Below are 11,514 nucleotides of genomic sequence, written 5' to 3' on the forward strand. Positions count from 1 at the left end.
AGCGCAATGCTCGCACGTAAAGCGCAATGCTCTACACCAGACGCGCAGCAATCGCTGCGCTGGTTTCTTTGCGCTCATCGATACAAAGTTTCTCTGGCTTGCCTAACCCGCAACTTGGGTTAATACAATCGTCGGAACTACTCCCCCAGCCGATATTGTCTTCTTCAAAACTGGCAATAACGACATGACCAGCAGTAATGCGATCTTGGTAGTAATTAGGCGATCGCTTGTCTACCCAAGCCTGACGATCACTTAAACTAGCCTCAGATGGAACTCCAAGAATGGAATCTCGGCGAATCGCATAGATGGAGATAAGGTCATCCAAACCTGCTGTGCGGAGTTTGATTCTCACAAATTCACTCCATCTCTTTATGAAAGAATTCCGTATACCAATTTATTACGCTGAACAAGAAACCTAAAAAGCTCTTATCGAGATATTAATTCTGCTTTCGTTTCTCTTATCGATCGAACAAATCCACTTACAACTCCCGTTAGAAACATAGCAAACTAGGTAGCATTAATAACAAAGCCTTATCGATATATTAATACTGCTTCCGCCTTTCTTATTCATCTAACGAGATCAGTTACAAATCGATCGAGCTTTATAACAAATGCTTCGATCATCGCATCATGAACAATCGCAGCGGGTCAAGATGCACAAACCAAGGAAAGGCATGATCTTTCACCATTGCCCAACGTTCTTTAAATAATTCCGCCTGCAAATGGTAGTCCAACGAATGAGTGGGCGGAGCATTCAGCTTTAAATAAACCGTAGTTCGGTGCGGCGTTTCTCGTGTTTTCGTGACCCAACAAGGAAACGTATTGATTTGATCAGATTGCTCCGAAAACACTAGATGATGAGCGCGAATCCCCACAAAGGCAAGATCAGAAGGAATCGGCTCCAGCACATCCAACACACAACCCCAGTCGATCGCTTTAATTTGAGTCGCATTCACCCGACGCGCTTGGGAAAAATTCTTACACCCGGTAATCTGCGCCGCTGTATAAGTTTGAGGTCGATCGAAGATCGTTTCTTTGCGATCGTATGCAATCTGCTGACCGTCTGAAACAATGAGAATCTCCCGACAAATTCCGTACACCTCCTCTAAGTTATGCGTCACAAACAACGTGACCCCCGAATAGGTCGATAGCGCTTCTGCTAACTGCTCCTGCAAGCGACTTCGTAGATAGGTATCTAAAGCTGAAAACGGCTCGTCTAGAATTAACAACTCAGGCTCGATCGCTAATGCTCTCGCTAACGCCACTCGTTGCTGCTGACCTCCCGAAATCTGCTGAGGATAGCGCGGCTCAAGTCCTTCGAGATGAAGCTTCTCAACCTGTTCTCGTAATCTCGATCGCTGTTCTGCACGACTGAGATGCTGCAACCCATACACAATATTCTGTGCCACGGTTAAATGCGGAAATAACGCATAGTTTTGAAACACAAATCCAACTCGTCGATCGCGGATCGGCACATTAATCCCACGCTTGGAATCAAATAACACTCGATCGTTTAAGACAATCCGTCCTTGATCCGGAGTCTCAAGTCCTGCAATACAACGGAGCGTCATGCTTTTACCCGATCCAGACCCGCCTAAAATTCCTAGCGTATTTTGCTGGAGATTAAAGCCAATCTTCAGCGGATAGCTCGTCAATTGTTTTTGAATCTCTACGAACAACGGCATGATTGGCATTTAATGATCGTTTTTGTCGCTCTAATCGACGTGCCCAGAACAATAAACAGAACGTCCAGAGTGTCATCACCGCAACCATTTGATTGGCTCGATCGTACTCTTGATTCTGGACAGCATCATAGATGGCTAAGGGTAAAGTTTGCGTCCGTCCTGGGATATTCGCGGCAACCATCAGCGTGGCTCCAAACTCTCCCATCGCTCTCGCAACCGATAAAATAAACCCGGCAAGAATTCCAGACTTTGCCATCGGGAGTGTCACCCGTCGTAACACTTCTAACTCTGATGATCCCAAGGTTCGAGCAGCCGCTTCGAGTTCAGGATGAACCGCCGCGATCGCAGACCGAGCCGATTCAATCATCAAAGGTAACGCAACTACCGCAGATGCGATCGCAGCCGCTTGCCAAGTGAAGAGAATATCAATTCCAAACCAGTCTCGAATCGGACTGCCCCGCCCAAATGCCAGCAGTAAATAGAATCCAACGACACTAGGCGGCAGAACTAACGGCAAGCTGAGTAGCGTTGAAACAATGATCTCACCTCGAAATCGAGTTCTTGCAAGTACGATCGCGAGTCCAAGTCCAACGACTAATAAAACCAGGGTAGCCACGATCGTGACTTGCAGCGAAAGTAGGTAAGGAGAAAGATTCATTGTTTTGCAATCGATTCGCCAGGAAGGATAAAACCATATTTTTGCATTGTTGGTCTTCCTTTTTGGCTATTGATAAACGCTGCAAATTGTTTGCCTTGCTCTGGATGTTTTGCACTCTTGGGCACTGCCATTGTTTGATCCAAGGGCTTATGTAAGTCTTCGGGGACAAGTTCCCATTTTCCAGGCTTTTGAATGCTTAGAGCTAATGCGGTCAGTGCAACATCCACATTGCCTGTTTCGGCATATTGTTGGGCTTGCTGAATTGTTTCACTCAGGACTAACTTCGGTTGAATGGTATCCCAAATTCCTAATGATTCTAATGCTTGTTTGGCAGCCATTCCATAGGGAGCACGATCGGGATTCGCGATCGCAATTCGCTTGACTTCGGGTTGCGTTAACTCTTTAAGAGATTTCACAGTTAACGAGCGCTCTGGCTTTGTCCAAATCACTAATCGTCCTCGTCCATAAAGCGCTTTAGTATCGGATTGAATCAATCCTTTTTGATCTAATAAATCAATCTGTTTTTGATCCGCAGCTACAAATAAATCAGGTGAAGCACCTCGTTCAATTTGTTGAGCAAGCTGTCCGGTAGATCCAAAGTTAAATGCAATCTTATTGCCTGTGTCCTGTTCCCATTGTTTAGACAAGTCCTGAAAAGCATCATTCAGACTAGAGGCAGCGGATACGGTGATCGTGACTGAAGTGGGAGCAGGTTGACAGCCAACGACGATCGAGAAAGCAACCACAAACCAAACCATCAGTGTAAAAAACGGTTTCCGATTCATAACGAATTGTTAGAGCGTGTTTTAAGTGTATCTTTTGAATGTCCGATCGCAAGTTTTAGCTTGAAATCGGACATCACAGTTTAATCGATCGCGACCATCACATCTGACGATTTAATCACCGCATAGACTTCTTTCCCAACCTCTAGCGTCAAGCTCTCTCCAGAAGATTTCGTAATCACTGAGACAACTTCGACTCCAGGAGCAACTTCGATGATCACTTCTGTATTGACTGCTCCTGGTACAACTTGCTTTACTGTTCCTTTGAGCGCATTCCGGGCACTAATTTTCATATCCCACTCCAAATACACATTGGAGGATAGCTTAGTTTAGCTCTGATTGAACAAGCTGATAATTCAGCTACAATTTAATTCAGCGCTGCATGGGTGTAACAGTTCTTCGGACAAACCCTCGAACAAGCTTCACAGCCAATACAAGCCGCTTGATTTGCGATCGACATCACTTTTCGTTCGATTTCCTCGTCGTCTTCATCTTCGACCCATTCTCCATCTTCGTTCAAAGCTTTGAGCAGTAGAACATTCCGCCCGCAAGCTTTGAAACATCGACCACAACCAATGCACTTATCCTGATCAATCGATTCAACAAACTGGGGTATCCAGGTTGTTCCCCCAAACGTTGTATTTGTTAGAGTTGCCATTGTTCGTGTGTTCTCCTCGAATTCCTTGACTATCGACTTAAACGAACATAGATTGCATCTTGCAGCGGATCGTTGAGTGCCACTTGAGCCGATCCGACTCGTAGTAAAAATCTAGGCGATCGCTGTTCAACGGTGATCATTGTTCCGATCGTAATGTTCATCGATCGAAGTTTCTGAACTGTTTCGCTTTTAGAACTATCGATGCGGGTTACAGTTCCTCGCTCTTTTGGTTTGAGCAGTTTGAGCGAGGAGCCTTCTAGGGTAAGGGACATGGGTTTAACCTCAACTAGACTAAATAAGCTTCTTGGTGAGTCCGAATCGTGCAATCCGAGCGGGGATAAGACACACAGAGCAAAGCGAATCCCTTTGCGACTTGTTCTTCATCAAGGAATGTCTGATCGTCCTGATTAATTTCGCCTTCTACCACTTTACCAACACAGCTAGAACAAGCACCCGAATGGCAAGAAAAGGGTAAATCTAGATCTGCCTCTTCTGCTGCTTCTAAAATCGAAGTGTCTTCATCAATCGGGATCGTGATGTCGAGATTTCGCTTTTTATTGAGCAATCGAACTTGAAAAGTAGCCATAACATAAACCTCCGAGAGAGTAGACAATGTGAACTAACTACAAGGCACAGCCGCTGGCGTACAATCTCCCGCCTGGAAAGACTGTCCACAACCGCACGTATCTGTTGCATTCGGATTACTAAACTTGAATCCGCTTTCCATCAACCCTTCCACAAAATCAACCACAACCCCATTGATCAAGGGAGCAACTTGTCGATCGATGTAAATTTTGACTCGTCCTTGTTGCTCGATCAAATCATTCGGTAGAGCTTCATTCGAGATATCTAACGTGTATTGATAGCCACTACAGCCACCATCCGACACTCCGACGCGAATCCCTTTATCGTCAGTCGGATTCGCTGCACCTTGTAGAAAAGCTCTCAAACGAAACTCTGCTTTTTCGGTCAATACGACGGTCATTGTTGTTCTCCTGATAGTTCTTAAGCAAGCTGAAAAGAATTGGTCGATCGAGAATCTTCTCGAAGCTGTGATTCCAAAGAGAATTGTTGTCGCCAAGGGGCATTGTTACCGCAGACCGGACATTGTGGATCGCGGTATACCTTACGTTTAGCAAACTCTAATCGTCCTAAATCCATCGTTAACAGTTGAGACACTAGAGGCTGTTCAAATCCGGTAATCAGCTTGATTGCTTCTAACGCAGTTAAACAAGCTAATGTTCCGGACACTGCCCCTAAAACAGCAAATCCACGTCGATCCCACTCCGGTTTCTCTGGGAATAAACAAGATAAGCATCCTGTTTGCCCCGGTAAAATTGTTGTGAGATAAGCTTCCATACCGCTCATTGCTGCTTCGATCATGGGCTTGCGATATTTCACACAAGCTTCGTTCAACAAATCTCGCTCAGTGAAATTATGAGCGCAATCGATCGCGATATCCGCCGATCGTACTAATTCATTCACATTGTCCGGGGTGATGTAGTCATACACGGCTTGGAGTTCAACATCGGGGTTGATCTTCTGCAATGTTTCTTTTGCTTGGAACACTCGCGGTTTTCCTACCGTGTCATGCGTCATTAAGACTTGGCGATTCATATCATCGAGTCTGAGTTCACCACCCCGAACGAGAATGAGTTTTCCAATACCAGCAACAGCAAGATATAAAGCTGCTGTGCCTCCCAGTCCGCCTACTCCGGTGACTAAAGCGGTAAAAGATTTTAGTCGTCGCTGTGCTTGTTCGTCAAAGTTAGGAAGCATCATTTGACGACGATAGCGTTCGAGTTCGGTTGGGGTTAGGTTTAACACGATCGATTACCTTGAATGAGTGTTGCTTGTGGGTTCAAAGGATTGGGGAGTTGCTCTCTAAGCGGTCAACGAATGATTTCTGTGTCGGTCAATTGTTATCGGTCAGATTTTGCGGGGATTGCCCCCTAAATCCCCCACGAGTGGGGGACTTTGAATGATTTAGACAAATCCAATTTGAAGAACTTGTTCCAACAATCCTTTTGAAAGATAGGTCAAGGAACTTGGAAAGATTAAACCTCTTCAAAGTCCCCCAGAATGGGGGATTTAGGGGGCAAAACCCACTTCAACGAAGCGACTAATCTATCAATGTCAATCCGCCGATAGTTCCGACAGCATCACAATCCCCTTCGGCTTCTCATTGAACACCTTAAACAACTTCGTTTCCAACGGAGAAGTCGTCAAAAACGTGTCATAAGCCTGAATCAAAGCCGATCGATACTGTGACAATCGATCCGATTCATCCGCATCAGGAGAACTTTGATCAATCTCCGCCATAAACTGAGAGAACTTTTTGAGAATGTGTAGTCGATTGACATTCACCACTTTGGCATCATAGGGCAATTGAAAGAACTCAAAATATGCCTCAGCATCCGTGATCTTGTTAAATTCAGCCAGCGTTGACATTATCCTTGCTCCTGTTGCTTCAACTGTTGTTTGAGGTCATTGATTTCCCGAAAAATCTCATAGGTCTGTGTTGCCACTTCGACCAATTGCTCATAGTCCGTGGGCAATCCTTCAGCAAGATCATGCAAGTCCATTTTCATCTGACCTGCTTTGCTGTTGAGTCGTTTAATCTTTGTCTTGAGTTCTTCAACGCTGGTCGTAGTTGGCATAGCTCTATCCTTTCGCTGCATCTGGAAATTTCCGAATTGCATTCACGCCGCTTTGAATGATCTTTTCGCCTTCGATCGCTGTTTTCTCAAGCGAATCAAAACCAAACCGTTGAGCATCCCGTAAGGTCTTCGTCACAACCAACAATCGACCACAAAAGACTAACGCCCAACCAAATCCTTCATGACTAAGATCAATCACAACTTGGCAAAGCTGTCCGGTTTCTTCTTCGACACGAGACGCGATCGCTCGATAAAATGCCATGACTCGACCCTTTGTAATCGGATCAACATCGCCATCAACTGAGATTTCGCGCTTTTGTGCTTTAGTCACTACATAAGGCTTGAGTAACAGTTCATCGCTCCAAGCGCGGTAGGTTCCATACGGATCGTTGGCGCGGATTTGTTGCACGATCGCTTTCAAAAATGGACTGTTTGCAACTTCAAATGGGGTTTCGACTTCAGTAATGCTCATACCAGTTCTTCCTCTTCTTCAAATGAGTGAGTTTTCTGCTGCAATGCTTTTCGTAACCAAGGTGGCGGATTGCCTTTCAAGGTCTGCACTAACTTGGTTAGCACTTCATTGATTTCTTCTTCTTCGGATCTCGCTTTAACAGGTGTAATGCGCTTTTTGATCAATCGTGCTGCTGCACTTCCACCGATCGACGAAACATAGACGATCGTGCAATCTTCCAGTGCTTCCAACTTCGGAGCTAACTTATCTTCGTTGCCATCTTCTTTCAGATCACCCTCGAATTTCAGGGTTTCTAAAAATTCATACCCTTCGTCTGAAATCTCATACACATCAATCTTTTTCGCCCAACCAAAGTGAGCATTGATGTGAACTTGATCGTTAGTTGTGAAAGCAATTTTCATGATTATCACTCCTATTTTGAATGTGATTCTTCTTGCTCTAGCAGCAAGTTTCCAATGTTGAACAATAGCTGTGTGGTTCCTTGATAGCCAACTTTGCTGAAGTGACCATTTCCTAAGCGATCGAAGATTGGAAATCCTTGCCGATACAAGGGAATGTCCAACCGCTGAGACACCGATTTACCATGCGAATTGGTGATTAATAAATCGGCTCCCACTGCTAACTGTTCAAAGTCTTCTAAGTCCCCGATCGTGACTGACTCAAGGTTAAGCCGTTCCAGCACAGGTGATTTTGTCGTCGTGACTGCGGCTTGAATCTCACATCCCATTGATTCTAGAAACTGTGAGATTGCCCAAAGCAAATCGGGTTCTAATGCGATCGCAATTCGTTTCCGTCCAAAGTAAAAGTGCGTGTCTAACATTGCATCTTGCAATTGTCGTCGTTGATGTTGATATTTCTGAGGGACATCAACGCCGCTAAGATCGATCAAACATTGGAGGAATTCATCAACTGCACCTAATCCCGTTAATCGATCGAACACTTCAAACGGAATATCGAATTTCTCTTGTAAAATTCCTGCTGCCTTGGTCATACTTTCACCAAAAGCAAGCGTAAACACAGAGCTTCCCATTTCACGCAGTTCAGCCAGTGTCGTACCACTTCCAGTCACAGCCTCATAGGAATCATCTAGATGTCCATCAAGTGAAGCAGACAGATCGGGAACTACGATCGGAGTTAATCCAAAGGCTGTCACCATATCTTTGATTTCTTGCACATCACCAGGAGTGAACGCAGAACTCATCAAAAGATTCACTTGATCTAAGCGCACTTCTCCCGGTTGTGGAAGCGTTGAGACAATACTCTCGATCGCGGCTGCAAATCCATCTTGCAAAGCACCTTTGTAATCCGGTGTTGAAGTAAATACGATCGGTAAATCATACAGTTCTGGATGTCGCTTCCGAATGGTTCTGAGAATGCCATCCATATCATCGCCACGAGTCTCAGTTAAACCAGTGGTACAAAGCCCGATAATGCTTGGTTTAGACTTCTCAACTAAGGTTAAGATAGCTTGTTCAACATTCTCTTCACCACCGAGAATCGTAGTTACTTCAGTCATTGCGGTCGTAGAAAGTGGAATTGCTTCTCTGAAATGTCGAACTAACATTACTTTGGCGAAAGCAGTACAGCCTTGAGAACCATGAAACAAAGGCATAATCCCTTTCAGTCCCAAATAAGCAAGAGCCGCCCCAAGGGGTTGACTTTGTTTGAGTGGATTGACCGCAACGGACTTCTTAGGAGACGTGATCACAGCCATTACAAAACCTCCGATCGTTGAATTTCCCAGGGAGCGGATTGACGGACTTGTTGCCAAACGGGACTATAAAGGGCTTCATCGAGTTCTCGCGCCATCTCGATCATGCCAACATAGCCTGCATACGGATGATGACGCTCTTGGTTAATGTCAAGGAAGGGAATTCGAGCTTTCAGCGCAGTATATTGATTTCGTCCACCTGCAATCAACATATCTGCTTTGGTCTGAGCAATGACTCTAAGTAACTCTTGAGCATTGCCTTTTTCTAGCATGATTCCATCTTGTCCAAGCAGTTCCTTAATCTTAGCTTTGTCTTCTTCGGTGCTTTTCTTCGTGCTAGTTGCAACCACATCCATGCCCAAATCTTTTGCAGCCGAGATGATTGACCAGCTTTTCACGCCACCTGTATAGAGGACAACTCGCTTACCTTTGAGGCGTTTACGATAAGGAACTAATGCTTCATCGAGCTTCGCAGTTTCATCAATAATCAATTGTTCCACTCGTGCTTGTAACTCTACATCTCCAAGCTTTTCAGCAACGTTTCTCAAGCACCGATTCATATCAGCAATGCCATAGAACGATTCTTCGATGTAAGGAATTCCGTAGCGTTCTTCCATCTTGCGCCCCATGTTGATCAAGGCTTTCGAGCAGATCATCACATTGAGCTTGGCACGATGGGCATAGGTAATTTCTTTGTACCGAGCATCTCCAGTAATCTTAGAGAGCACTCGAATTCCAAGCTTTTCAAATAGAGGTAGAACTCCCCACATTTCGCCCGCAATATTGTACTCACCAATGAGATTAATATCATACGGAGTTGTAAACTCTGGTTCACCTGTGCCCACTACATATTCGAGCAGTGCTTCACCCCCAATCCGGTTTCCTAAGTTCTTGCTCCCAGTAAAACCAGGAGAATTAACAGGGACGACAGGAACACCAAGTTTCTCAGATGCTTTTTTACAAACGGCATCTAAGTCATCTCCGATCAGTGCTGTCACACAAGTAGCATAAACAAAGACTGCCGCAGGTTGATATCGTTCATGCACTTCAGCGATCGCTTTATACAATCGTTTCTCGCCACCAAAGATCACATCATTTTCATTGATATCGGTCGTGAAGCCCATCTTGTAGAGTGTTTCTCCTGAAGATAAGCTTCCTCGACTGCCCCAGGAATTTCCTGCACAAGCGATCGGACCATGAACTAAGTGTGCGACATCCGCGATCGGGACTAATGCAATCATCGCCCCATCAAATGCACATCCACCTTGAGCGGCTCCGGGCTGAGCAACTTGAGTGCATGACTTATTCTTTTTTTCCTTCTTGTGGTTGTGTTCACAACCCGATTCACTCAATAGCTCGTTGATCTTGCCTTGGGTCATTCTCATGGCTCAAGCCCTTCATAGTTTAGTTAGCAGAGGTAATGCGCGATATCTTCTTCACAGATATCAGCGAGATAGCTTAATGCGCGGAAACGGAGCGCTACGACTTCGGAATATAGCGGATTTAGCTTGCACAATGCAGGAGTATGAATCGATCGACCAAATGCCGTAATCGTTCGCTCAAAGGGACAGCTACAAGGAATTAGCTTACAGATGAGATGAGCCGTTTTATGATCGCGAACTTGAATCTGATTAATACGATCGCGCAATGGAGCAAGGAAATCGGGAAAACCTCTAGGGTTATGCGGGGAATGTGAGATAGTCATAGGTCAAAGTCATGGGGATAAACGGTTGAAGCGTGTCTGGTTGGCTCTGAAGTGTCCTGTAAAGCCTGTTTCACCAAATAATCGTGAGTTAACTTGTAAAAAGAACAAAGCCCGATCGCGATCAGGATAGTTTCTAGCATTAGTTGTTCGAGTGTAGGAAAGATTGAAGTTGCTGAAGCTGATCTTCGAGTTGTTCAATACGATCGCATAAATCTCGAATCACCATTGCTTCTGCATCAGGCATTTGACTATGTTCGAGCGGTTGAAAGGGCTGGCAACTCCGACAGATATTGCGTCCTGGAACACCAACGACAGTACAAGTAGAAGGAACATCCCGAAGCACGATCGAACCTGCTCCTACTCGTACATGATCACCAATATCAATGTTTCCAAGCACTTTCGCACCTGCACCAACCACGACATGGCTCCCAAGCGTTGGATGGCGTTTACCTGTTTCTTTTCCAGTCCCGCCCAGGGTGACTCCTTGATAAATCAAACAGTAGTCACCCACGATCGCAGTTTCACCAATCACGACACCCATTCCATGATCGATAAAGACTCCTTGACCGATCGTTGCACCAGGGTGAATTTCAATCCCCGTGATAAATCGACTTATATAAGAGATCAATCGCGGAATGATAGGGATTCGTTGATGGTTTAACCAATGAGCGAAACGATGAAAGATCAGAGCGTGTAAGCCTGGATAGCATAACAACACTTCAAACCAATTGCGGGCGGCTGGATCTCTGTCGAAGATAATCTGAAAGTCGGCTTGGAGCGTTTTCAAGCTGTTTCCGAACAGTTCGGGAACGGTAGCACGATTAGGAAGAACAAAGGGCTGGAGCATCGCTTTTGGGGTGGGATAAAAGCTAACGTGTCCTGGTCTGTCTTGCTTATATCAGGCACTAGAAAAGCGAATCGTGCGAATCCCGCAGATAGGATTTATTGAACTAATTGGAAATGTACTCAGCGTTATTTCATGCTGAATTGAAGAATTTTTTGGGGTAGAGGGACGAGACTTTTAAAGCGATCGCTCTAGTATTTATGAGGGTTAGGACCTTAGTGATGTAGAAAAGTCCTGAAACGATTAGTTTATCGAGAGTCTTATGTGAGACAAGAATAGCTTGGGCGGGGCAAATTGTGAGATGCTCAAGTTCCTACACCAAAGCAATCTTATGCAGTT

19 protein-coding genes are annotated in these 11,514 nt (G+C 45.1%); all 19 read right to left on the reverse strand.

Annotated elements, in window-relative coordinates; genetic code table 11:
* Positions 1 to 31 precede the first annotated feature (31 nt).
* Complete coding sequence (locus ACQ4M5_RS41175) at positions 32 to 352, reverse strand: hypothetical protein (RefSeq protein WP_430681591.1); 321 nt, start codon at positions 350 to 352, stop codon at positions 32 to 34.
* 268 nt (positions 353 to 620) lie between these two features.
* Entirely contained in the window at positions 621 to 1,685 is a 1,065-nt protein-coding gene (locus ACQ4M5_RS41180; RefSeq protein ID WP_430681592.1) for a sulfate/molybdate ABC transporter ATP-binding protein, read from the reverse strand.
* A complete protein-coding gene (gene modB / locus ACQ4M5_RS41185; RefSeq protein ID WP_430681593.1) occupies positions 1,624 to 2,343 on the reverse strand; it encodes a molybdate ABC transporter permease subunit in 720 nt (239 codons plus the stop codon). The genes ACQ4M5_RS41180 and modB overlap by 62 nt, the downstream gene beginning before the upstream one ends.
* Positions 2,340 to 3,128: a molybdate ABC transporter substrate-binding protein gene (gene modA / locus ACQ4M5_RS41190; protein WP_430681594.1), complete on the reverse strand. Its 789-nt coding sequence runs from the start codon at positions 3,126 to 3,128 to the stop codon at positions 2,340 to 2,342. Before modA ends, modB begins: the two co-directional genes overlap by 4 nt.
* Positions 3,129 to 3,208: 80 nt before the next feature.
* Positions 3,209 to 3,418: a TOBE domain-containing protein gene (locus tag ACQ4M5_RS41195; RefSeq protein ID WP_430681595.1), complete on the reverse strand. Its 210-nt coding sequence runs from the start codon at positions 3,416 to 3,418 to the stop codon at positions 3,209 to 3,211.
* A 74-nt stretch (positions 3,419 to 3,492) separates the two neighbouring features.
* Positions 3,493 to 3,783: a ferredoxin III, nif-specific gene (gene fdxB, locus ACQ4M5_RS41200; protein ID WP_430681596.1), complete on the reverse strand. Its 291-nt coding sequence runs from the start codon at positions 3,781 to 3,783 to the stop codon at positions 3,493 to 3,495.
* 29 nt (positions 3,784 to 3,812) lie between these two features.
* Positions 3,813 to 4,055 carry a FeoA family protein gene (locus ACQ4M5_RS41205; RefSeq protein ID WP_430681597.1) on the reverse strand — a complete coding sequence of 81 codons (243 nt, stop codon included), beginning with the start codon at positions 4,053 to 4,055 and terminating at the stop codon, positions 3,813 to 3,815.
* 14 nt (positions 4,056 to 4,069) lie between these two features.
* A complete protein-coding gene (fdxH, locus tag ACQ4M5_RS41210; RefSeq protein ID WP_430681598.1) occupies positions 4,070 to 4,369 on the reverse strand; it encodes a ferredoxin FdxH in 300 nt (99 codons plus the stop codon).
* A gap of 33 nt (positions 4,370 to 4,402) precedes the next feature.
* Positions 4,403 to 4,768 carry an iron-sulfur cluster assembly accessory protein gene (locus ACQ4M5_RS41215; RefSeq protein ID WP_430681599.1) on the reverse strand — a complete coding sequence of 122 codons (366 nt, stop codon included), beginning with the start codon at positions 4,766 to 4,768 and terminating at the stop codon, positions 4,403 to 4,405.
* 20 nt (positions 4,769 to 4,788) lie between these two features.
* Positions 4,789 to 5,610, reverse strand: coding sequence for a HesA/MoeB/ThiF family protein (locus ACQ4M5_RS41220; protein WP_430681600.1), 822 nt, complete (start codon positions 5,608 to 5,610; stop codon positions 4,789 to 4,791).
* A 309-nt stretch (positions 5,611 to 5,919) separates the two neighbouring features.
* Positions 5,920 to 6,234 carry a nitrogenase-stabilizing/protective protein NifW gene (nifW, locus tag ACQ4M5_RS41225; protein ID WP_430681601.1) on the reverse strand — a complete coding sequence of 105 codons (315 nt, stop codon included), beginning with the start codon at positions 6,232 to 6,234 and terminating at the stop codon, positions 5,920 to 5,922.
* A complete protein-coding gene (locus ACQ4M5_RS41230) occupies positions 6,234 to 6,443 on the reverse strand; it encodes a CCE_0567 family metalloprotein (protein WP_430681602.1) in 210 nt (69 codons plus the stop codon). The genes nifW and ACQ4M5_RS41230 overlap by 1 nt, the downstream gene beginning before the upstream one ends.
* 4 nt (positions 6,444 to 6,447) lie before the next feature.
* Positions 6,448 to 6,915 carry a NifX-associated nitrogen fixation protein gene (locus ACQ4M5_RS41235; RefSeq protein WP_430681603.1) on the reverse strand — a complete coding sequence of 156 codons (468 nt, stop codon included), beginning with the start codon at positions 6,913 to 6,915 and terminating at the stop codon, positions 6,448 to 6,450.
* Positions 6,912 to 7,316, reverse strand: a complete 405-nt coding sequence (gene nifX / locus ACQ4M5_RS41240; RefSeq protein ID WP_430681604.1) for a nitrogen fixation protein NifX — start codon at positions 7,314 to 7,316, stop codon at positions 6,912 to 6,914. Before nifX ends, ACQ4M5_RS41235 begins: the two co-directional genes overlap by 4 nt.
* 11 nt (positions 7,317 to 7,327) lie before the next feature.
* Complete coding sequence (gene nifN / locus ACQ4M5_RS41245; RefSeq protein WP_430681605.1) at positions 7,328 to 8,629, reverse strand: nitrogenase iron-molybdenum cofactor biosynthesis protein NifN; 1,302 nt, start codon at positions 8,627 to 8,629, stop codon at positions 7,328 to 7,330.
* Complete coding sequence (gene nifE / locus ACQ4M5_RS41250) at positions 8,629 to 10,011, reverse strand: nitrogenase iron-molybdenum cofactor biosynthesis protein NifE (protein ID WP_430681606.1); 1,383 nt, start codon at positions 10,009 to 10,011, stop codon at positions 8,629 to 8,631. The genes nifN and nifE overlap by 1 nt, the downstream gene beginning before the upstream one ends.
* A gap of 23 nt (positions 10,012 to 10,034) precedes the next feature.
* Positions 10,035 to 10,331, reverse strand: a complete 297-nt coding sequence (locus tag ACQ4M5_RS41255) for a Mo-dependent nitrogenase C-terminal domain-containing protein (protein ID WP_430681607.1) — start codon at positions 10,329 to 10,331, stop codon at positions 10,035 to 10,037.
* Positions 10,328 to 10,471: a hypothetical protein gene (locus tag ACQ4M5_RS41260; RefSeq protein ID WP_430681608.1), complete on the reverse strand. Its 144-nt coding sequence runs from the start codon at positions 10,469 to 10,471 to the stop codon at positions 10,328 to 10,330. The genes ACQ4M5_RS41255 and ACQ4M5_RS41260 overlap by 4 nt, the downstream gene beginning before the upstream one ends.
* Complete coding sequence (gene cysE / locus ACQ4M5_RS41265; RefSeq protein ID WP_430681609.1) at positions 10,471 to 11,178, reverse strand: serine O-acetyltransferase; 708 nt, start codon at positions 11,176 to 11,178, stop codon at positions 10,471 to 10,473. Before cysE ends, ACQ4M5_RS41260 begins: the two co-directional genes overlap by 1 nt.
* Positions 11,179 to 11,514 lie beyond the last annotated feature (336 nt).

This window comes from Leptolyngbya sp. AN10 (assembly GCF_050565645.1).
GTDB lineage: Bacteria > Cyanobacteriota > Cyanobacteriia > Leptolyngbyales > Leptolyngbyaceae > Leptolyngbya.

Bases quoted from the DNA above. Each gene is read 5' to 3' on its own strand.
- nifN (WP_430681605.1), bottom strand. From the start codon at position 8,629: ATGGCTGTGATCACGTCTCCTAAGAAGTCCGTTGCGGTCAATCCACTC.
- nifX (WP_430681604.1), bottom strand. From the start codon at position 7,316: ATGAAAATTGCTTTCACAACTAACGATCAAGTTCACATCAATGCTCAC.
- ACQ4M5_RS41195 (WP_430681595.1), bottom strand. From the start codon at position 3,418: ATGAAAATTAGTGCCCGGAATGCGCTCAAAGGAACAGTAAAGCAAGTT.
- fdxH (WP_430681598.1), bottom strand. From the start codon at position 4,369: ATGGCTACTTTTCAAGTTCGATTGCTCAATAAAAAGCGAAATCTCGAC.
- ACQ4M5_RS41180 (WP_430681592.1), bottom strand. From the start codon at position 1,685: ATGCCGTTGTTCGTAGAGATTCAAAAACAATTGACGAGCTATCCGCTG.
- modB (WP_430681593.1), bottom strand. From the start codon at position 2,343: ATGAATCTTTCTCCTTACCTACTTTCGCTGCAAGTCACGATCGTGGCT.
- nifW (WP_430681601.1), bottom strand. From the start codon at position 6,234: ATGTCAACGCTGGCTGAATTTAACAAGATCACGGATGCTGAGGCATAT.
- nifE (WP_430681606.1), bottom strand. From the start codon at position 10,011: ATGAGAATGACCCAAGGCAAGATCAACGAGCTATTGAGTGAATCGGGT.
- fdxB (WP_430681596.1), bottom strand. From the start codon at position 3,783: ATGGCAACTCTAACAAATACAACGTTTGGGGGAACAACCTGGATACCC.
- ACQ4M5_RS41205 (WP_430681597.1), bottom strand. From the start codon at position 4,055: ATGTCCCTTACCCTAGAAGGCTCCTCGCTCAAACTGCTCAAACCAAAA.
- cysE (WP_430681609.1), bottom strand. From the start codon at position 11,178: ATGCTCCAGCCCTTTGTTCTTCCTAATCGTGCTACCGTTCCCGAACTG.
- modA (WP_430681594.1), bottom strand. From the start codon at position 3,128: ATGAATCGGAAACCGTTTTTTACACTGATGGTTTGGTTTGTGGTTGCT.
- ACQ4M5_RS41215 (WP_430681599.1), bottom strand. From the start codon at position 4,768: ATGACCGTCGTATTGACCGAAAAAGCAGAGTTTCGTTTGAGAGCTTTT.
- ACQ4M5_RS41235 (WP_430681603.1), bottom strand. From the start codon at position 6,915: ATGAGCATTACTGAAGTCGAAACCCCATTTGAAGTTGCAAACAGTCCA.
- ACQ4M5_RS41260 (WP_430681608.1), bottom strand. From the start codon at position 10,471: ATGCTAGAAACTATCCTGATCGCGATCGGGCTTTGTTCTTTTTACAAG.
- ACQ4M5_RS41255 (WP_430681607.1), bottom strand. From the start codon at position 10,331: ATGACTATCTCACATTCCCCGCATAACCCTAGAGGTTTTCCCGATTTC.
- ACQ4M5_RS41230 (WP_430681602.1), bottom strand. From the start codon at position 6,443: ATGCCAACTACGACCAGCGTTGAAGAACTCAAGACAAAGATTAAACGA.